Here is a 19,371-nt window from a genome sequence, read left to right as displayed (position 1 = left end):
AGGCGTCAATATTGACGCTGAGTTCCGTATCGCCTCGCCTGCCCCGCCATGCCAAACTGGATCACCCTGACTGAAGCCGCCCGACAACTCGGCGTGCAGGCGCAGACCGTCTATGCGTATGCAAGCCGCGGCAATATCGCGGTCATGCCCGATCCGCACGACCCGCGCAAGAGCCTGTACCGCGCCGAAGACGTCGCCAGCCTGTGCCGCAAGAAGCAGGTGGGCCGCAAGCGCGAGGCGCTCGCCGCGGGCACGATCTTCGGCGCGGAGCCCTGCATCTACAGCAGCATCACCACGTTCTCGAAGGGCCGCCCCTATTACCGGGGCCGGGACAGCATCCGCATGGCGCAAACGGCCACGCTCGAAGATGTGGCCACCCTGCTCTGGAACGCGCGCGCGGACGTGAGCTTCGAAGCCGCGGACATCCCGTTGCAGGGCGAGGCGCGCGGCCGCCAATGCGCGTTCATGTCGCTCGCGGCGATTGCGGCCAACGGCCACTCCACGATGGGGCGCACCGACCAGGCGCTGCATGTCGAGGCCGGCCGGCTCGTGGCCGTCATTGCGCATGCGTTCGGCGCGCGCTGCGACGAGCGCGCGCCATCCACCCCGCAGCCCGTGCACGAACGGCTCGCGCGCGGCTGGGGCCAGGACCACGCGGGCGCCGAATTGATTCGCCGCGCCATCGTGCTCGTGGCCGATCACGAGATCACGAGTTCGGCATTCGCCGCGCGCATTACGGCCTCCACCGGCGCGTCGTTGCCGGGCTGCCTGCTCACGGGCCTCTCCACGCTCTCCGGCCCGCTTCACGGCGACGCATCGGGCCGCGTGCGGGCCGTATTCGACGACGTGGGGCGGCTCGGCGCACAACACGTGGTCGCGCATCATTTGCAGTCGGCCATTCCCATCCCCGGATTCGGGCACCATCTCTACCCCGATGGCGATCCACGCGCCGACGCCTTGCTGGACGTGCTCGATCCGCCTGCCGAACTCGCCTCGTTCATCGAAAAGGTCGTGGCGCTCACCGGTCTGAAGCCCAATATCGACGTCGCGCTCGCCACGCTCGCCGCGCAACTGAAACTGCCGCGCGACGCCTCGTTCGCCCTCTTCGTCACCGCGCGCAGCGTGGGGCTGCTCGCGCACTGCATCGAGCAACTCCGGGTAGGCAAGGTTATCCGCCCGCGCGGCCGTTACACGGGGCCCGCGCTCGAAGACACGGGCGCCGCCGCCAACGCCGAGGAAGGCGCCAAAACGCCCGACGCGGCAACGCTCGACAAGAACCGCGTTTTCAAATCCGTCGCACGCTGAAGGCGCTGCCCGCAAACGAGCGCTCAAGAACCGCAGGGAGTCAATCGCCAATCGCTCGATTAATCAGGTTTCCGAATCATTATCACGCGTTCACTGATGCGATGAAAATACGCGACATTCATCGCCCCGTCATATTCGCGCAGTAGCACGCCGCGCTCACGGGGAAAACCACGATTGCGCGAGCATCTTCCCCTTCAGTTCGCCCGCCGCGCGCCGTAAACGAGTTCAGTGCTTTGCCGCCATGCGCGCACGCAAAGCCTCCCCTGTTTTTTCCGCAATGTTGCCCCTGGCGTTTCTGGAGCCATCTTCGTGTTTGCACGACTTTCTATCTCTGCGCGCCTGCGCATCGCGGTCGGCGTGCTGGCCTTGCTGATCGTGGCGGCGGGCGTTGCCGGCCTGGCGGGCATGGCACGCACCAACACGGCGCTCGGCTATGCGTATTCGAACCAGCTTGCCGCCGCCATCGGCATCGGCAAGACGAACCTGAACCTCACCATCGCGCGCACGACGCTCGACCGCATTCTGCTGCACCCCGATGCGCCGGACACGCCGCAGTTGCTGGACAAGGCGCAAACTTATCTGGACACCTCCAGCAAGGCGTGGGACGGCTACCGCGCACTGCCGCACGCGCCTGAGGAACAGGCGCTTGCCGACGGCGTTCAGGCCGCCCTTTCCGGCATGCTGGAGCAAGGCATCGCGCCGCTGATGGCCGCCGTCAAGCGCAACGATCGCGAGGCCGAGGACGACATCGCCATGAAACGCATTCCGCCGCTTTCGGTCGCGCTGACCAAGGCTTCCGCAGCGCTCGAAGCGTGGCAGAAGACGCACGGCCAGCAGGCCTTCGAGCGCGCGCAGGATCGCTACGAATGGCAGCGCGCGGGCAGCATCGCGCTCATCGTGCTCGGGCTCGCCGTGGCGGGCGTGTGCGCCGTGGGCCTGCACCGCGCGATTGCCGCGCCGCTCGACAACGTTCAGCAGGCCTTGCAGCGCATTGCGGGCGGCGACCTGAGCGCGCCGCTCGAAGCACGATCGAGCGACGAAATGGGCCGCCTCGTGGCGGGCCTGAAAGGCATGCAGGACTCGCTCGCGCACACGGTACGCAAGGTCAGCCATAGCTCGGAGTCGATTTCCACGGCGACGAGGCAGATCGCCGCCGGCAACGACGACCTTTCGCAGCGCACCGAAGAACAGGCCGCGTCGCTTGAGGAAACGGCCGCGAGCATGGAGCAGCTCACCGCCACGGTCAAGCAGAATGCCGAGAACGCGCGCACGGCGCAAACGCTCGCCAACAGCGCGCAGGAAGTCGCCGATCGCGGCGCACAGGTGGTGAACCACGCCGTGCAGACGATGGATCATATCGACGGCAGCTCGCAGAAGATTGCTGATATCACGGGCATCATCGAAGGCATTGCCTTCCAGACCAATATTCTCGCGCTCAACGCCGCGGTCGAGGCCGCACGCGCGGGCGAGCAGGGTCGCGGCTTCGCCGTGGTGGCGAGCGAGGTGCGCTCGCTCGCGCAGCGTTCGGCGGCCGCCGCCAAGGAGATCAAGACGCTGATCGGCGAATCCGTGGGACACGTGGCCTCGGGCTCGCAGTATGTGCGCTCGGCGGGCGACACGATGGCCGAGATCGGCGAGTCGATCGCGCGCGTGACGACCATCGTCCGCGAGATCGCGAACGCCTCCGAGGAACAGCGCGACGGCATCGAGCAGGTCAACCTCGCCGTTTCGCAGATGGATCAGGTCTCGCAGCAGAACGCCGCGCTCGTGGAGGAAGCCGCCGCCGCGGCCATGGCCCTGAGCGAACAAGCCGACGCGTTGCGTGATGCCGTGGGCGCGTTCAGGCTCGCGCCGTAATGTGAATGGCGGAAATGGCGGCAGCGGCTGACGTCACGAGTACGCGCCGCTTCAGCTCGACGCGTTCAGCAGGATCATGGCGTGAACGCTCGTGAGCTTCTGTTGCCATTCGGCGGTGTCGCGCGCGGCGTCGCCATTGTCGATCAGCGGTTCGAGCAACGCGCGCAGATCCACCGAGCGCGATGCGGTTTTTGGCGTGGTCACGTCGGAAACAAGCTCGCCGCGTTCGTACTTCGAATCGCGAGTCTTCTGCTCCGACGACTGGTTCAGCGTGGCGTTGAGCAGCACGCCGCGCTGCGTCGCCAATTGCACCGTGCTTTGGGCCGAATCGTCGATACGCATGTAATCGTAGTTCTGCGACGCCGTCGAATCCGTGAGTACCGGCTTGCCGCCGCCGGAGAGCGCCTGGTGGTAGCTCGCGCTCAAATGCGACTGCTGACGCTGCGAAATCGTGCCTTCCTGGTCCGTACCGGCGAGCTGCGTGGTTTGCGACACCTGGTAGGAGAACGAATCGACTTCGCCTGGGCGCATCGGGTTGGGTGAAGTCGATGCATCGGTAATCGATGCACTGAAGTCGCCGAGCCCCGTGAGCAGCGCCGCATCCGATTGCTGGAGCCAGGGCGCGTAGGCCGTGCCGGGCAAGCTCTGCCCCGAAGCCGTGCCGTAGTCGTCGTTCATCTGCGAGAAGCCGTCCTCGAACATCGACATCAGCGCCGCATTGCCGTGCCCACGCGAATTGGCCTGATCGAACTGCTGAAGGTAGCTTGCCACGGAAGCGGCGCGCTGCGCGCCCGTGCCCCAGAGCGCCGAGTTGCTCGTGTCGACCTTCATGCTCATCGTGCCCGCGGCGCTCGTGACGCTCAGGCTTCGCGACGCGCTGTCCTGCGCATAACTCGCCGAAATGCTGGCGTCGCCGTCACCCGTGACGCTGTACTGGAAGTTCACGGAGGCGAGCGCCGAGGTGTCGAACTGCGTAAGGCCGCTCAAATCGAGTTTGGGCGGCACGGCGCCCAGACCGTCGATGGCCTGCTGGAAGCCGTCGGAGAGTTTGGCCAGCGCGTTGCGTTCGCTCTCGCTGAGCGTGGCACTGCTCTTGATGCTGACCGAGAGCCCGCCATCCTCGCTCTCCAGCGCGATTTCCACCGTCGTGCCGCTCGCCGTGCGAACCGTCAAGCCGATTTTCCCGGTCGGTCCCGACGACGATTGCGTCAGGCCGCCAACGCCGCTCGCGGACGTGACGCTGACCGACTGCGCGTAGTCGCTGCCCGTGGTCTTGAAGCGATCGAGCAGCGCGCTGCCGAGCCCGGCGAAGTGGCCGGCCATGGTCTGGGCGGCGTAATCGCCTTTCATGCGCAGCGTGACGGCGTCGTTGCTGTCGCTGGCCCAGCTTACGGTGGGCGCGGCGCCGCTCAGGACGCCTTCGGGCGTATAGGTTTCGAGCACCGAAATGCCGATACCCGATGGAATCGTGACGATACTCGAAGGCGAAGCCGTAGCGGAAAGCGCCGCTTCGCGCGAGAGATTCGTGGCGTCGGCCGCCACAGAGGGATTCACGGAATCCGCAAGCGTAAGGTCCGCCGCGAGATTCGTGGCAACGTTCAGAGACGATAGCGTGGTCATGGCCCGATGCGTTCTTGTTGTTCGCGAGTGAGCGCGGGCGCGCCGTTGTGTCGGCGCGGCCTACTGCTTTATCGTCAGCCATTACGAATACTTTAGCCCGACCTTACGTCCGCCAATCACGGCGCCCCGCTCATCCCACGCCAACGAGTTCGTGCGCGAGGCAGGCCACGCCCAGGTCGCGGGCCTTGTGCGCCGCAACGGCGCAGCCGCGCCGCTCCAGCCGCTCGGCGAGCAGCCAGCCAAAAGCGTCCTGGTCAACCTGTCCGTGCGTCGCAACGAACTCCTGCATGACTTCGTACACGGCGGCCACCTGCGTCGCCGCCGAGAGCATGCTCGCGATGTGCGACGCGCCGCGCGCGAGGTCGACCGAATAGGCCGCCTCGTGGTGGTACAAACCGCTTTGGCGCGGCTTTCTCAAGTTCTTTTTCATGATTCCCCCGTCTGCCTGGATCTCGCAGGCGCCAGCATCTTTGCAGGTGGCGGCACACGGGGCAATGCATGCGAGCGGACTCGCGGCGAAATCTGTCCGTGCGTCTCAAATACTTGTATTTCTGTCTCACGTGCGAAATGCCCACAGCACAGGAGCCGCGAAAACATGCTCAACGCATCAAGGCCATCCAGAAGCGCCAGTCCTGCGCAACCGCGCTTTCCGATTGCCCCGCCTCGCCGCTGAGCGCGAGCATGCGCACGGCGCGCGGCGACAGGCCGATCGAGCGGCGAAACGCACGCGTGAAGTTGGCGGCGTCGGCAAAACCGTGAGCGGCGGCGATGTCGGCGATCGGCAAGGCGCGGCGCGCAGGGTCGGCGAGCCATTCGCGGCAGCGGCGCAAACGGCGCTCGCGCACATACGTCGCGAAGCCGCCCTCCGGCTCGAACAGCCGGTACAGCGTGGCGCGCGACATGCCGAAGGTCTGGACTACCTGCTCCGCGTTCAAATGCGGATCGGTGAGGCGCTTTTCCACGTGACGGCAAATCGACACGAACACGCACTGCTGCACGGCCGGCATATGTTCCGGGCTCACGCTCGCGTTGAGCGCGGAAGCGGCGAGCTGGAGCGTGGCGGGCATGACGGCCTGGGCGTTTGCCAACGTCATGTCGGGCGCATGCCGGTACAGCGCGCCCAGATGCTCGCGAAGCAGCGCGACCGTGGGGTCGTTGCCGCGCAGCACCCGCATGCTCTGCTGGTCGGGCGCGCTCAGCAGCGGCGCGAGAAGCCGCCGCGGCACGGCGAGGTTGAGGAATTCGCTGCGCGTGGCTTCGGTTGCGAGGGGCTGGGCCGCATCCACGATGAACAGGTCGCCCGGCTGCGTGCACGCTTGCGAGCCGCTGCCGTCGCGCACACGGCAGTTGCCGCCCAGGTAGAACTGAAGGACATACTGGTCGTGGCCGTCGCGCCCGATCTTCGCGTTCGAGCGATCGTAGCGCTGCGCGCCCGTGCGTATCGAGCCTAGCACCACGTCGCCAAACAGGTAACCGCTCACGCGGGTGCCGAACCCCGCGTCGCGCGATTCGGCGGTTTGCGTGTCGAAAATGACGCCGACCGCCTCGCGCCACGCGGAAAACTGCTGGGCGCGCGGCAGGACGCTCGTATCGAATTCGGAATGCGGCAGAGAGTTCGGCGTTTGGCTCATGGGCGCCCCTGGCTGGTGAAGGGACTTCACTCCCTGACTGCGATAACGGCCGGTTCACGCCAGGTCTTTAGGGCACGGACGGATTGCCTGAATGGATGTTTGCAGACGAGTTTGCGGACGAAGCGCGCCGGCCAGTGAACGGCCGCTCGAAACGCGCCCGCTTGAATCGTTGACAATGCATGAACCCTGATCGAGCAAGATCGGCTAGGCGCAGGTTCGCACCGTCAGCCACCATATTGCAGATCGCACGACCCAAACCCAGACCGAAACCATGCTAGTTCATGCTGACGCCGCAACCGCCTACACGAAGCGCTTCGACGCCATTCTTGCCTACATCGACGTGAACCTCGAGGGCGACCTGTCGGTGGATGCGCTCAGCCGGATCGCGCATTTCTCGAAGTTCCATTTTCACCGCCAGTTCGCGGCGTATGTGGGGGTGCCGGTCGCGCGCTACGTGCAGCTCATGCGCTTACGTCGCGCCGCGCACCGTTTGGCTTCACACGAAGCCTACCCGGTACTCGACGCCGCGTTCGATGCGGGCTTCGACAGCCCCGAAGCGTTCAGTCGCGCGTTCAAGCGCTCGTTCGGCATGACGCCCAGTGCATTCCGGCAGCAACCAAACTGGCAGGTCTGGGGTGCGACTTTTGTCGTCCCTTATCTTTCAAGGAAAATGAACATGCAGGTACAAATTGTCGATTTCGTCGAAACCCGGGTCGCCGCGCTCGGCCATCACGGGCCGATCGGGCTCATCAATGAAAGCGTGCGCAAATTTATCGATTGGCGCAAGCAAAGCGGGCAGTCGCCGCTGCCCGCGAGCCGGACCTTCGGCATTCCGCGCAGCAATCCCGACACGACGCCTGGCGACGAATTCCGCTTCGACATTTGCGGCGAGATCGAGGAGCCGGTCAGGCCCAATGCGTGGAACGTGCACGAACTCGTCATTCCCGGCGGCCGGTGCGCGGTGGTCCGCCATACGGGATCGACCGACCATGTCGGCGAGACGATCTACCCGATCTATCGCGACTGGCTTCCCGGCAGCGGCGAAGAACTGAGGGATCACCCGCTGTTTTTCCACTACCTGAGCATCTCTCCTGAGACGCCGCAAGAGCAATGGCAGACCGACATCTACATTCCATTGGCGTGACGGGGAACGGGTGAATGACCGCGCAGGCCGCGGCGAATCCCTGCTTCCGCAATGGCTCAACTGAACTGAACGCTGGAGACGCTTGTGACACTATTGCCTGGAGCAGGGATTCTTATTTCTATAGTTATCCTGATTATTTTCGCCGCCATTGCGATGGCAGCGAGCACGTCGCGCAGCGCGCCGGTGGACGACGACGTATTCGGATTTGCGACGCTGCAACTGCCGCCCGATGCCGAATTGCCGCCGCTCCTGCGATACCCCGCGCGGGACGGCGAGCCACTCGCCTATCGCTTCTACGATTCGTCAGCCGATCAGATTTTGATCTTCATACACGGATCGTCCTATCACGGGCGCTCCTACCATGCGCTGGCCCGCGCGGTGAGCGCATCCGGCGCGGCGAAAGTCATCCTGCCGAATCTACGGGGGCACTACCAGTCCGGCCGGCATCGGGGCGATGTCGAGTACATCGGCCAGTTCGAGGACGACATTGCCGACCTGATCGCCGAACTGCGCAGACAGAACCGCCGTGGACCGATCGTCCTCGGCGGCCACTCCAGCGGTGGCGGATTCGTGGTCCGCTTTGCGGGCGGAGCGCACGGCCACCTCGTTTCGCGGTTCCTGGCGTCGAGCCCCGTCATTCCCGCTTCGCCGACCCTCAGGACAGGGTCGTCCGGAGGTTGGGCGCAACTTCATATGCGGCGCCTGATCGGCCTCGTCATTCTGAATGCATTCGGCATTCGCGGATTCAATGCGCTTCCCGTCATCGACTTCAACAAGCCCGCGCGATTCTGGGACGGCACCGAGACGCTTTCCTATTCATACCGCCTCACGACGTCTTATCACCCTCGTCAGCGGTACGTTGCCGATTTGCGCAAGCTCGCGGACAAAGCGATTGTGCTGATCGGCGAACATGACGAGGCCGTCGATGCCGAACGCCTGCAAACGCTGTTCGCTCGGGAATCTCCTGCGAGCCTCTTCAAGGTTCTCCCCGACACGAACCACTTCGGGATCTTCACGAGCGCCGCCGTGCTGGACATGCTGATCGAATGGCTGGCGCAACCTGCGCAAACCCATTCATCGCGCGCCACATCCGATGTCGCTGATATGGCGTAGTTGCCCCTTCAAGCGCGCACCACCGTCACCCCGGCCGCTTCGATCGGCTCGATCAGCGTCGCATCTGCCGTACGCTCGACCACGATCGTCTGCGCCATGCCGACGGGCCCGATGCAATATGGCGAAGCGGCATTGAGCTTGGCGGCCGAGGCAAGCACGACCGTTTCCGCCGCGCGCGCGGCGAGTGCGCGCTTGACGTACGACTCCTCGAAGTCGCCGGTGCTCAGTCCGGCCTCCGCATGCACGCCGGTCACGCCCATGAAATACAGGTCCGCGCGAATGTGCGAGATGGCCTCCACGGCCGCCGCCCCGACCGTCACCACCGAATGCTTGTAGAGCTTCCCGCCGATCAGCACGACCTCGATGCACGGATGCTCCGCGAGCGCCACCGCAACGCCTGGGCTATGCGTCACGATGGTCGCCTGGAGGTCGGCGGGCAGACTCTCCACGAGCAGCGCCGAAGTCGTCCCGCCGTCGACGATCGCGACCTGCCCCGGCGCGATCATGGCCGCCGCCTTTTGCGCGATGCGCCGCTTCGCCGCCACCTCCATGCCGCGCCGCTGCGCAATGGGCGCCACGGCCGGCGAAGCCGGCAGCGCGCCGCCATGCACACGCTGTAGCAGCCCTTCGGCGGCCAGTTCGCGCAGGTCGCGCCGCACCGTGTCCTCGGAAACGCCGAACCTCGCGCTCAATTCGCCCGCGAGCACCTGACCCTCGCGCCGGAGCGCTTCGAGTATCGCTTTCTTTCTTTGATCTGTGAGCATGGCTATTGCACGAATTTTCTTGATCTTGCACGAATCTGCACGATACCATGAACAGGGAAAGCTGACCAAGGAGGAATACATGATTGCAACCCAAGACCGCGTGAAGATGATCGAAACCACCGTGCTGTCCGACGACTGGTACGTGCTGAGAAAAGTGACCTTCGACTTCCTGCGCAGCAACGGCACATGGCAGCGCCAGAGCCGCGAAACCTACGACCGCGGCAACGGCGCGACCATCCTGCTGCGCGATCCGAAGAGCGGCAACGTCGTGCTCACGCGGCAATTCCGCATGCCGACGTTCGTGAACGGACATGACGGCATGATGATCGAGGCGCCCGCCGGCCTGCTCGACGACGCCGCGCCGGACGAGCGCATCCGCGCCGAGGTCGAGGAGGAAACAGGCTACCGTGTGAGGAATCTGCGCAAGGTGTTCGAGGCATACATGAGCCCCGGTTCGGTGACGGAGAAGCTTTACTTCTACATGGGCGAATACGATCCGGCCGAGCGCCCCGGCGCGGGCGGCGGCGTGGCGGAAGAAGGCGAGGACCTGGACGTGGTCGAGGTGCCGTTGAACGAAGCGCTCAACATGATCGAGCGTGGCGAGATCGTGGATGGCAAGACGATTATGCTATTGCAGCACGCCGCGCTCCTTCAACGTCCGCAAGGACACACAAGGTGAAGCCGCAACGGATTGGCCGCCGCATCATGCATCGGGGGCCTTGACGCATCGCACCGTGCCCCCATCCTTGCTCATTTGGAATAGGGGTCTATACTTCCTTGGCCTTCGGCAGTCCCGTTGTCAACCATTACCCACGTCGACGGAGGGAATATGAATCTGCAACGCGGCATCAAGATCGCTGGCTTAGGTGTGCTGTTCGCTGGCTCCGCAGCCTTTGCGCAATCGTCGCCCAACTACCTGGACGGCCCCCAACCTCTGACCCGCGCCGAAGTCCGGCAGCAGGTGATTGATCTAAAGGCTGTCGGGTATCGCCCCGAGATCACCACCAATATCCTGTACCCCGACGATGTTCTCGAAGCGCAACGACGATCGGCCTGCAAGCAAGCCGTGCAGGCCAACGGTGGAGGCCAGGCCGAATGGAGCCAGCGTTGCAACATCAGAAGCACCATCACCATCGTCAATCCGTAGCGCAATCAGACAACAATAAGTTCAGACAGCAAAGAACGTCGGCAATGTTCTTTGCTGTCTTCCCATGCCGTTTCGCCCCCCCGCCTCGCCACTGACACGCCCCAACGTTCGGCAACGGCGTTCGGACATCTCAAGTCCACGCCTATATCGAAACTGCTTCGTAGCCCGTAAAATATCAACCTGAACATCAAAACCCCAGTCGAGATTACATCGACCAGGCATATTTTTAAAGCTACAAGGAGCCAGGCAGTGCAACTTCCCGTTCTCTATTCCGTTTCCAATGGTGTTGCCGAAATCGAAATCAATCGACGCGAGCGCAAGAACGCCCTGGACGACAATGCCTATGCCAGGCTAAGCGAAGCATTTACCCAAGCCGAGAACGATCCTGAAGTCCGAGTGCTTCTCATTCGTGGCCAAGCCGATATATTTACGGCTGGAAAAGACCTGAAATCCGAATCCGCAACCCATGAAGGTTATCGCCCGGTGTTGATCTTCATGGATACGGTCAATGCCCTGACGAAACCCCTGATCGCCGCTGTCGCGGGCCCGGCGATGGGTATCGGTACGACACTCCTGTATCACTGCGACGTCGTGTACGCGGCGGCCAATGCGAAATTCGGCATGCCGTTCACCAAAATCGGTGTGAGCCCGGAATTCGGGTCCAGCCGACTGGCACCGATGACCGCTGGCTACCGACTGGCCGCCGAAGCGATGTTGTTTGCCGAGACGTTCGACGCCGAGCATGCACTCCGCACCGGCCTCGTCAACCGCGTGCTCCCGACGGAACAGCTTTTCTCCTATGCTCGCGAGCGCGCAGAGAAATTGGCAACGATGCCCAAAGCCTCGGTTGCCAAAACCAAGGCGCTGCTCAAGAGCCATGCCTTCGAAGGCATGAACGCGTTGTTCAGATCTGAACTGTACGAGTTCGAAACGCTGCTCGATTCCGCTGAATCGAAAGCGATTATTGCAAGCTTCGGCAAGAAGTGAACCACGAGTAGCAAACCCGGCTCAAGGCTGGGTTTTCATTGTTCGTCGCCCTCGCCGCTACCGCTTTCCCCGGCTCCGTCGACATTGACGGAAGCACAAGAGCTGGCGAAATCACTGAACCAGCAGAGAAGCATCTGGTTCACCGTATCGGCGTTCTCATATTGAATCCAGTGTCCGCCGGGGAGAACCGCCCACTTGCGGCCGCGACGACCTCGTGAGAGCCAGTCTGCGACCTTGGCCGGGTAATTCGCGGTCACGTCGCCCTCACCCCAGATGAATAGAATTGGACTCCTGAACGTCTCCAGCATGTCATGTACGATACTTTGGCGCGTAAGCTTCCCACCACGAAAGCGGCACTCGCGGCAGGTCGCTTCATAAACTTCGAGCGCCAGGTCATCGGCGCAGGCGGAGCGTTGAAGCATCAACGACATGAGGTTATGCCGGAATGCGTCTTGCTGTGCCCGGCCGTCGAGCTTGCGCCAGGAAATCATGTCTTTCGTTTGGCGGCGCCCCTGACCGTGGCCGCTGGTCCCGAGGAGAGCCATCCGTCGAATCGTGGTCCACTGCTGTGCAAACAAGGCAGTGATAACGCCGCCCAATGAAAAGCCCGCGATATCAATTTCCGTCTCCGGATCAACCAATTGGGAAAACGTAGCGACTAGCGCTGCTGCCATGTCCTTCAATGCGGCCATCGGATCCTCATTCTCGACCATGGTGCCTGATTCGCCCATCGAAGGAAGATCCGGTACCCAGACAGTGTGCTTCCACGAGAGAGGTTCGATATTCTTGACCCAGTGCAGCCAGTTTCCATACCCGCCGTGAATGAGCACCAGCGGTGAGCCCGAACCGAATTTCCGCCACACGACGGGTATGGTTCCCCAGAAGACCGTATATTTTTCGCCGCTGCACGCGAGGCGCCGGATTTCGTCCTTCGGACTCGCAATAGTCATAGTCAGACTTCCCTTCTTGGCGTAACGATTCAGACCCGGTTCCAACGTGGAAAAGCGATGTTCTTTTTGCCATTCCACGACGGGCCGCACGCAATTGATTTGACATTCCCGGACAAGCCACGAGATGAGGGTCAGGTCGATAGACTCGTGATGAAAAAGCCCTCCTGGATTTGCGTCCAGGAGGGCTTGAAGAGGAACGATGGTTCGGGAATCAGGCCTTTCCTTGCACCCGGAAATTCACCAGTTCCACAGCACCGTCACCGAAATGGCTGGACAACTCGAACCCGTAATCTCTGGGGCTCGCGAACGCAGAGACGACCGCGTGCCGGAACCCTTCGGTGATTGCGTTCGCCCCTTGCTGGGCCGCATTGAAATTCCTGTCTTGCGTGACCATCTGCACCTCCGATTACTGCATCAGACCGCGAATCCCCGCGTTGAAGTTCACCATCGGCGATCCTGCATCGTCGGTGGTCGTCTTGCGGATCTTGCCCACGAACATCTCGTGTGTGCCCAAAGCCGTCGTGTGGATGATGTCACACTCGACATTGGCCAACGCGTCAACCAGGACCGGAAGGCCGTCCAGACCCGAACCCCATTGCCCGTTAGCAAAACGGGAGCAGCCCTGCGGTTCCTTCAGGAACTTCGTCACCACGTCGTGGTGCGCCTGGCCCAGGATGTTGGCCACGAACTTGCCATTGGTTTTCAGCGGTTCGAGCATGGATGAATCGCGGTGCACGAAGAAGCCGACCAACGGCGGCTCAGCCGAGATCGCCGTCAGGCTCGATACCACCATACCGTTCGGATTGGCGATATCTCCCGTCGTGATCGCGGACACGCCCGCCGGGAGCATGCGCATGGCCGCCTTGAAATCGTCAACAGAACTGCCGGCCGGGCTCTCATTGCGCACAATGTGAGCCCGAATCAGGCCTTCTTCGTTGACCCAGTTGAACTTCCTGGCGAAACCCACCATAGCGCCAAAGCCGGATTCCCATTCAGCATCCCCGGCCTTACCGGACAGGAATCGAATGACCTGGGGATTGACCCACACATGCTCTTCATCGGCACGCTCACCGATTCGCGCAATCGCTGCATCCAACGAGGAGCCACACTGCTCGTCTACCAAAAGCTCGAATTGTTTGAAGTGCGACGGCGCAATCAGAGTAATCGCACCACTATTCGTCAAATGTAGACGCATGACAGGTCTCCGTATTTCTTGCTTACTGATTGATCAAGCGAACACTGCCGCTTCGTTGCGCGCCAGTTCCTTGCGCACTGCCGGGATGATCTTGTCGCCCCAGAGCTCGATCTGCTTGAGCATCGTCTTCTGGTCACAGTCACCAAGCTGCGTTTGCAGCGCAATGTGGTTCGGCTTCAGGATTTCGATTTCAGTGAGCAGTTTGTCGATCACTTCATTCACTGAGCCGACCGGCAGATTGGCGCGCAACTGGTCGAGGGTCATGTCGGCGGCGCACGGCGTTTCCCTCACGAGGTAGCCGTCGTCCATGTCCATGCGACGATCCTTCAGCGATTCCGAAATACGACGCGCCCAGCGTGCCGAATCGAGATACGCCGTGATGTCCGATTCGTTATCCGATGCAAATCCACAGCGCAGGAAGCCGATCTTGGTCTTGCTGAGATCCTTGCCCAGTTCCGTGGCCAGCCCCTCAAGGCGAGCGCGCAAACCGCGCAGCGCGTCGTCGCCGCCGTGCAGGACCGTAGTGAAGAGGTTCACGTTTTCCTTGAATGCGCGGCCCAGCGTGCCCGGGTTCATCGACGTGATCCAGAGCGGCACCTTTTTCTGCACGGTGCGGATCGCAACCGACGTCGGCAGCATTTCGAAATGCTTCCCCTTGTAGTCGAAGACCTTCTGGCCCAGGCCGTGGTTAATCATGTCCCACATTTCGTGGAAGATCTCACCGCTGTTTGCGAGGTTGCAGCCGAAGCGCTCAAATTCGAATTGCTGGTAGCCCGAGCCGATGCCCAGTTCGAGACGGCCTTCGGAGAGCGTGTCTGCGAGACCGATTTCAGCGAGCAGACGTGCCGGGTGATACAGGGGCAGAATGCAAACCGCCGAGCCCAGACGGATCTTTGTCGTCTTGGCCGCTGCGTGGGCGATCGTCATCAGGGGCGACGGCGAGAGCGAGTAGTTGTTGAAGTGGTGCTCTGCGTACCACGCGGCATCGAAACCGGCCTGTTCGGCGACAACCGTCTGCTCGATCGTATTGTGAATCACGCTCTGCGAAGTCTGCGCGTACGAGCGTTGCTGGCCCAAAAGAAATACACCGAATTCCATGATGACGTCTCCGTTGTAATGGTTAGCTGGATGGTCGATTACTGGCTGGATCTCCACTGGAATCGATTCTAAGTAGTTCGACGAATCCAGCACAATCCAAGAATCTCGCTTTCTGAATTAAGAATTTGACATCAATACTCTTCAGATTGCGTTTCTTGTACGTAGTAAAGTACGTTTGCCAAAAAGGAGAGATTTCAGTTCTGGGGCGCTGGCCCAGAAGGGAATTGGCATACCTTCAATCGTTCCATGAACGAGTCGCGATGCGCAGCACACGATCCTGGAGCGCGAAGAAATCGATGTTGTGAAGTTTCGCGACGGTGATGCGCGCTTTCAGCAGACGTTGGCTGATCACTTCGCGGGAAGCAGGCGACATGTCGATGCTGACCGAGCTAATCGGTTCAGATGCTGTGCGGTGTGCTCGCGAGTGAGTGGAGAACGGCTTGATGGCGGCGGCATCGGGCGGCCGCGCGTCAACGCCATCGCCTCGAACAGCAGCGTGAAACCGCTGAACGTTATGGCCAATCGGACTCGACAAGCGCCACGCGGCGGTAGGTCAACGTGATGCGCGGCGTTCGGACTTCGAGCTGGCGGAATGAACAGCGCGTCGCCCCGTTGGGGCTCGCGCCGCGTCAAGTCAGGTCACACCACGCCCCGGCTCGCCAGGTCGGCGATACGCTCCGCGCTGTAGCCCAGCACGCCTTGCAGCACGTCGTGCGTGCCCTCGCCCAGTTGCGGCGGCGCGCGCCGCACGGGCATGCGCTCGCCGTCGAAGCGCCAGGGCGGCGCGAGCACCGGCGTCGTGCCCGATTCCGTATGCGGGTGCGGCTGCGTGGTCAGAAGCCCCGCTTGCGTCGCGCGCGGCGAAAGCAGCGCTTCGCGCAGGCCGGCCACCTCGCCGCATGGAATGCCCGCACTCGCGAGCTTGTCGAGCAGCGCAACGCGCTTTTCGGCGGCAATGGCCTGGCGGACTTCGGGCAGCAGCGCGGCGCGGTTCTGCGAGCGCAGGATATTGGTCTTGAAGCGCGCGTCGTCGGCCAGATCCGGGCGCAGCAGCACTTCGCGGCAAAAGCGTTCGTACTGGCCGTTGTTGCCCACCGCGACCACGAGCGGGCCATCGGCGGCTTCGAATACGCCATACGGTACGATCGACGGATGCTCGTTGCCAAAGCGCGGCGGGTCCTCGCCGGCCACGAGCGCTTCGAGTCCGTAATAGGCCGTGATCATGAGCCCGCAGTCGAACAGCGCCATTTCGATGTGACGCCCGCGCTCGGTGCGCTCGCGTTCGTAGAGCGCGGCGAGAATCGCCTGCGCCGAGTACATGCCGGTGAAAAGATCCACGGCGGCAATGCCGAACTTGAGCGGCGGCCGTTCGGCTTCGCCATTCAACGCCATCAATCCGGCTTCGCCCTGCACGAGCAAATCGTAGCCGGGGCGCTCCGCTTCCGGGCCGGCGCGATCATAGCCGGAAATCGAGCAATAAACGAGCTTGCTGTTTTCGCGTTTCAATTGCTCGTAGCCGAGGCCGAGTTTCTCCGCGCCGCCGAATTTGAAATTCTGGATGACGACATCGGAATTCCTGGCAATATCGCGCGCGATCTGCTGTCCTTCCGGCGTTTGCAGATCAAGCGTGAGCGAACGCTTGTTGCGGTTCACGCTATTGAAATAGGCCGTTTCCGTGCGGCCGATGCGCAAGCCCCAGTCGCGCGTGTCGTCGCCGCGCCCAGGATGCTCGACCTTGATGACCTCCGCGCCCAGGTCACCGAGCACCATGGCGCACCACGGGCCGGCCAGCACACGAGAAAGATCGAGCACGCGCACGCCGGCAAGCGGCAACGCCCTGTTTTCTGAAGCCATTGAATCGTTCCTCATTGCATGGAAAATGACCGTGATCGCGCGTACCGGCGGTCAGACTGCTCGCACCGAAACAGTTTTCGATACGAGATACGCGTCCAGCGCCTCGGGGCCGCCTTCAGACCCATAGCCTGAATCTTTCACGCCGCCGAACGGCAGTTCGACGAACGGTGCTGCCGGCTGGTTGACCCACAGCATGCCCAGTTCGAGTGAGCGCGAAAGCGCGTGAATCGTCTTGAACGACTGGCTGAACGCATAACCCGCCAGTCCGTACGGCAGCCGGTTTGCTTCCTCGATTGCCTCATCAAGCGAATCGAAACTCGTAATGGCCACGAGCGGCCCGAACGGTTCATCGTTGAAAACCGCAGCGTCACGAGGTACGTCGGCAAGCACCGTCGGCGCGAAGAAGTAGCCGTCACTTCCGCATCGTTCTCCGCCCGCGAGCACGGTGGCACCTTTTTCGCGCGCATCGCTGACAAACGATTCGATCGCCGCAAGACGTCGGCTGTTGGCGAGCGGCCCCATGGTGGTATCGCTCTTCAAGCCGTCGCCAACCGTTATTTCCTTCGCGAAGTTTGCCATCGCAACGGAGAACGCTTCCACGACGTTCTTCTGCACAAGGAAACGGGTCGGCGAAATGCAGACCTGGCCTGCGTTGCGGAACTTGGCCGCGCCCGCTGCCCGGACAGCCAGTTCGATGTCGGCATCCTCAGCCACGATCACGGGCGCATGCCCGCCGAGTTCCATCGTTGCCCGCTTCATGTGGGCGCCCGCGAGCGCTGCCAGTTGCTTGCCAACCGCAGTCGATCCGGTGAACGTGACTTTGCGGATGTCCGGGTGCGAAATCAGATACTGCGAGACCTCAGCCGGATCGCCGTAGACGAGTCCGACCACGCCGGCCGGCACGCCCGCGTCGACAAATGCCCGCACGAGCGCGGCAGGAGACGCAGGCGTCTCCTCGGGCGCTTTCACGAGAACAGAACAGCCGCATGCCAGCGCCGCGCTCAGCTTCCGCACGACCTGATTGATCGGGAAATTCCACGGCGTGAATGCCGCGACCGGTCCCACGGGATCACGCACGACCCACTGCTGGACGCCGATATGGCGCGGCGGCACGATCCGGCCGTACGTTCTGCGTCCCTCATCGGCAAACCACTCGATGATGTCCGCGGCATTCAGCACCTCGGCGCGCGACTCGTTTAGCGGCTTCCCCTGTTCGAGCGTCATCAGTCGCGCGATGGGCTCACAACGCTCTTTCATGAGCGAAGCGGCCTTGCGCATGATGGCAGCACGCTCGATTGCGGGTGTGTTCTTCCACACGTTGAAACCGCGTACAGCCGCCGCGACTGCTCGCTGGAGGTCTTCTTTCCCGGCACGTGCCACGGTTCCGATCACGCGGCCCGTAGCCGGATTGACAACGTCGATCGTCCGGTCCTGACTACCCGGACACCATTCGCCAGCAATCAGAAGCTGGACGGGTTCGCAATACGCGTTGTCCATCTGCTTACGCCCCGGCTGCTTCAATGTTGGCAAAATCCAGCACCGTGCGGCCAACCACGCGGCCGTTGTTCAGGTCTTCGAACGCGTCGTTGATGTCTTTCGCACTGCGCATACTCAACGGCGGAGGCAACAGCTTGCCGCTTCTCGCAAGCTGAACGGTCTCCTTCAGGTCCGCGAGCGTGCCGACGAACGAGCCGACGATGGCTAGCGATCGCTGTGCGATCGGCGGCATGGGCAGGGAAAGCTCGCCCCCGTGCAATCCAACGATCACGTACGTGCCCCCCTTGCGCAGAGCCGTATTCGCAAGGGCGAAGGTACGCGGCATGCCGACGAAATCGATCGCGCCGGCCAGACGGCCGCCCGTCAATTCCAGCAGTTCCGCCCCCGCCTGGTCGTGATTCGAACGCAACGTCTTCGTGGCACCCAGCTTGCGCGCTGCGGCGAGCTTTTCTTCGTCGACATCGCAGGCGATCACGTTCTCAACGCCACGCGCGCGCAGGATCGAGATGGCGGACATGCCCACGCCTCCGCAACCAATCACGGCGACCCAGTCACCGGCACAGGTCTGCGGCAGTTTCGCCACCGCCGCATACGAAGTCAGCCCCGAGCAGGCCAGCGTTGCCGCAAACGCGTCGTCGATGCCTTCGACGTCAACGAGATACTTTTCGTCCGGAACCAGCAGATGTGAAGCGAACGCGCCCGGTGCGGCAATCCCGATGTTGCGCGGCTGCGCGCAGAGGTTCGCTCGGCCGGATTCGCATGCCCAGCACGCGCCGCAACCGATCCACGGAAACACCAGCTTCTTCTGGCCGACGGCGACCTCGGTCACCGCTTCGCCACACGCAACGACGATACCGAGCGGTTCGTGGCCGAGCGTAAGCGGCGGGCGCACGCCACGGTCGCTCAGCATGGCCTTCTTGCCACCGCCCATATCGAAGTAGCCTTCCCACAGGTGGATGTCCGAATGGCACAGGCCGGCATGCGTGATCTTGACGAGGACTTCCCGACCTTTCGGTACCGGGGTCTCACGCAGCTTCGCCTGTAGCGGCTTTCCATGTTCGATGACGTCGTAGCTAAACATTGCGTTGTTCCTCATTGGCTCATGCGTGTCGCCGTGCCGCGGTTATCGGCCTTTGCCTGTACGTCGGTAGCAAAGGCTGGAAATGGTCCATGACCGGAGGTCTTGTTCAGACGTACGGTCATGGATAT

At 62.6% G+C, this 19,371-nt stretch carries 19 protein-coding genes; 7 read left to right on the top strand and 12 right to left on the bottom strand.

Annotated features, from left to right (window positions below):
• The first annotated feature begins 48 nt into the window (after positions 1-48).
• Both C7402_RS10525 and C7402_RS10520 read left to right on the top strand, forming a co-directional pair.
• Positions 49-1,305, top strand: coding sequence for a citrate synthase (locus C7402_RS10525; RefSeq protein ID WP_112170513.1), 1,257 nt, complete (start codon positions 49-51; stop codon positions 1,303-1,305).
• Positions 1,306-1,614: 309 nt separating this feature from the next.
• Complete coding sequence (locus tag C7402_RS10520) at positions 1,615-3,162, top strand: methyl-accepting chemotaxis protein (RefSeq protein ID WP_116610602.1); 1,548 nt, start codon at positions 1,615-1,617, stop codon at positions 3,160-3,162.
• 51 nt (positions 3,163-3,213) lie between these two features.
• Here the strand turns inward: C7402_RS10520 and C7402_RS10515 are convergent, their stop codons facing one another.
• The 3 genes from C7402_RS10515 to C7402_RS10505 all read right to left on the bottom strand — a co-directional run bounded on the left by C7402_RS10515 (position 3,214) and on the right by C7402_RS10505 (position 6,413).
• Positions 3,214-4,782: a hypothetical protein gene (locus tag C7402_RS10515; RefSeq protein WP_116610601.1), complete on the bottom strand. Its 1,569-nt coding sequence runs from the start codon at positions 4,780-4,782 to the stop codon at positions 3,214-3,216.
• Positions 4,783-4,912: 130 nt separating this feature from the next.
• The gene (locus C7402_RS10510; RefSeq protein WP_116610600.1) at positions 4,913-5,212 is read right to left on the bottom strand and encodes a hypothetical protein; all 300 of its coding nucleotides are present in this window, start codon (positions 5,210-5,212) and stop codon (positions 4,913-4,915) included.
• A gap of 169 nt (positions 5,213-5,381) precedes the next feature.
• Positions 5,382-6,413, bottom strand: coding sequence for a helix-turn-helix domain-containing protein (locus C7402_RS10505; RefSeq protein ID WP_116610599.1), 1,032 nt, complete (start codon positions 6,411-6,413; stop codon positions 5,382-5,384).
• Between the two features lie 271 nt (positions 6,414-6,684).
• Between C7402_RS10505 and C7402_RS10500 the strand changes: the two genes are divergently transcribed.
• Positions 6,685-7,557 (top strand): AraC family transcriptional regulator, encoded by an 873-nt coding sequence (locus C7402_RS10500; protein WP_116610598.1) that lies wholly within the window; start codon positions 6,685-6,687, stop codon positions 7,555-7,557.
• Positions 7,558-7,641: 84 nt separating this feature from the next.
• Positions 7,642-8,670 carry an alpha/beta hydrolase gene (locus tag C7402_RS10495; protein ID WP_133254457.1) on the top strand — a complete coding sequence of 343 codons (1,029 nt, stop codon included), beginning with the start codon at positions 7,642-7,644 and terminating at the stop codon, positions 8,668-8,670.
• A gap of 8 nt (positions 8,671-8,678) precedes the next feature.
• On the opposite strand, the gene C7402_RS10490 is transcribed toward C7402_RS10495, so the two are convergent.
• The gene (locus C7402_RS10490) at positions 8,679-9,434 is read right to left on the bottom strand and encodes a DeoR/GlpR family DNA-binding transcription regulator (protein WP_116610596.1); all 756 of its coding nucleotides are present in this window, start codon (positions 9,432-9,434) and stop codon (positions 8,679-8,681) included.
• 79 nt (positions 9,435-9,513) lie between these two features.
• Here C7402_RS10490 and C7402_RS10485 point away from each other — a divergent pair, with 79 nt between their 5' ends.
• From C7402_RS10485 to C7402_RS10475, 3 genes are all read left to right on the top strand, one after another.
• Positions 9,514-10,113, top strand: a complete 600-nt coding sequence (locus C7402_RS10485) for an NUDIX domain-containing protein (RefSeq protein ID WP_116610595.1) — start codon at positions 9,514-9,516, stop codon at positions 10,111-10,113.
• 150 nt (positions 10,114-10,263) lie between these two features.
• Positions 10,264-10,581, top strand: coding sequence for a DUF4148 domain-containing protein (locus C7402_RS10480; RefSeq protein ID WP_116610594.1), 318 nt, complete (start codon positions 10,264-10,266; stop codon positions 10,579-10,581).
• A gap of 249 nt (positions 10,582-10,830) precedes the next feature.
• Positions 10,831-11,568, top strand: coding sequence for an enoyl-CoA hydratase-related protein (locus tag C7402_RS10475; RefSeq protein ID WP_165841860.1), 738 nt, complete (start codon positions 10,831-10,833; stop codon positions 11,566-11,568).
• Between the two features lie 35 nt (positions 11,569-11,603).
• Here C7402_RS10475 and C7402_RS10470 read toward each other — a convergent pair whose 3' ends face one another.
• The 8 genes from C7402_RS10470 to C7402_RS10440 all read right to left on the bottom strand — a co-directional run bounded on the left by C7402_RS10470 (position 11,604) and on the right by C7402_RS10440 (position 19,243).
• Complete coding sequence (locus tag C7402_RS10470) at positions 11,604-12,596, bottom strand: alpha/beta fold hydrolase (protein ID WP_133254456.1); 993 nt, start codon at positions 12,594-12,596, stop codon at positions 11,604-11,606.
• Positions 12,597-12,729: 133 nt separating this feature from the next.
• Positions 12,730-12,912: a hypothetical protein gene (locus tag C7402_RS10465; RefSeq protein ID WP_112170525.1), complete on the bottom strand. Its 183-nt coding sequence runs from the start codon at positions 12,910-12,912 to the stop codon at positions 12,730-12,732.
• A 12-nt stretch (positions 12,913-12,924) separates the two neighbouring features.
• Positions 12,925-13,713 (bottom strand): flavin reductase family protein, encoded by a 789-nt coding sequence (locus C7402_RS10460; protein WP_112170526.1) that lies wholly within the window; start codon positions 13,711-13,713, stop codon positions 12,925-12,927.
• Positions 13,714-13,746: 33 nt separating this feature from the next.
• Positions 13,747-14,904: an LLM class flavin-dependent oxidoreductase gene (locus C7402_RS10455; RefSeq protein WP_224043507.1), complete on the bottom strand. Its 1,158-nt coding sequence runs from the start codon at positions 14,902-14,904 to the stop codon at positions 13,747-13,749.
• Positions 14,905-15,046: 142 nt separating this feature from the next.
• Positions 15,047-15,346, bottom strand: a complete 300-nt coding sequence (locus tag C7402_RS46250; protein ID WP_133254455.1) for a hypothetical protein — start codon at positions 15,344-15,346, stop codon at positions 15,047-15,049.
• Between the two features lie 104 nt (positions 15,347-15,450).
• Complete coding sequence (locus C7402_RS10450; protein WP_116610590.1) at positions 15,451-16,665, bottom strand: CaiB/BaiF CoA transferase family protein; 1,215 nt, start codon at positions 16,663-16,665, stop codon at positions 15,451-15,453.
• 51 nt (positions 16,666-16,716) lie between these two features.
• Positions 16,717-18,162: an NAD-dependent succinate-semialdehyde dehydrogenase gene (locus tag C7402_RS10445; protein ID WP_116610589.1), complete on the bottom strand. Its 1,446-nt coding sequence runs from the start codon at positions 18,160-18,162 to the stop codon at positions 16,717-16,719.
• Positions 18,163-18,166: 4 nt separating this feature from the next.
• On the bottom strand, positions 18,167-19,243 hold the full coding sequence (locus C7402_RS10440) for an alcohol dehydrogenase (RefSeq protein WP_165841859.1): 1,077 nt from the start codon (positions 19,241-19,243) through the stop codon (positions 18,167-18,169).
• Between the last annotated feature and the right edge of the window lie 128 nt (positions 19,244-19,371).

The sequence above is a fragment of the Paraburkholderia unamae genome, from assembly GCF_003096875.1.
Classification (GTDB): Bacteria; Pseudomonadota; Gammaproteobacteria; order Burkholderiales; family Burkholderiaceae; genus Paraburkholderia; species Paraburkholderia unamae.
Note: the sequence above shows the minus strand (reverse complement) of the source record. Positions and strands in the feature narration are given on the sequence as shown.

Coding starts and splice junctions, on each gene's coding strand:
- C7402_RS10525 (WP_112170513.1), top strand. CDS start 49: ATGCCAAACTGGATCACCCTGACTGAAGCCGCCCGACAACTCGGCGTG.
- C7402_RS10515 (WP_116610601.1), bottom strand. CDS start 4,782: ATGACCACGCTATCGTCTCTGAACGTTGCCACGAATCTCGCGGCGGAC.
- C7402_RS10510 (WP_116610600.1), bottom strand. CDS start 5,212: ATGAAAAAGAACTTGAGAAAGCCGCGCCAAAGCGGTTTGTACCACCAC.
- C7402_RS10505 (WP_116610599.1), bottom strand. CDS start 6,413: ATGAGCCAAACGCCGAACTCTCTGCCGCATTCCGAATTCGATACGAGC.
- C7402_RS10500 (WP_116610598.1), top strand. CDS start 6,685: ATGCTAGTTCATGCTGACGCCGCAACCGCCTACACGAAGCGCTTCGAC.
- C7402_RS10490 (WP_116610596.1), bottom strand. CDS start 9,434: ATGCTCACAGATCAAAGAAAGAAAGCGATACTCGAAGCGCTCCGGCGC.
- C7402_RS10485 (WP_116610595.1), top strand. CDS start 9,514: ATGATTGCAACCCAAGACCGCGTGAAGATGATCGAAACCACCGTGCTG.
- C7402_RS10480 (WP_116610594.1), top strand. CDS start 10,264: ATGAATCTGCAACGCGGCATCAAGATCGCTGGCTTAGGTGTGCTGTTC.
- C7402_RS10465 (WP_112170525.1), bottom strand. CDS start 12,912: ATGGTCACGCAAGACAGGAATTTCAATGCGGCCCAGCAAGGGGCGAAC.
- C7402_RS10460 (WP_112170526.1), bottom strand. CDS start 13,713: ATGCGTCTACATTTGACGAATAGTGGTGCGATTACTCTGATTGCGCCG.
- C7402_RS10450 (WP_116610590.1), bottom strand. CDS start 16,665: ATGGCTTCAGAAAACAGGGCGTTGCCGCTTGCCGGCGTGCGCGTGCTC.
- C7402_RS10445 (WP_116610589.1), bottom strand. CDS start 18,162: ATGGACAACGCGTATTGCGAACCCGTCCAGCTTCTGATTGCTGGCGAA.
- C7402_RS10440 (WP_165841859.1), bottom strand. CDS start 19,243: ATGTTTAGCTACGACGTCATCGAACATGGAAAGCCGCTACAGGCGAAG.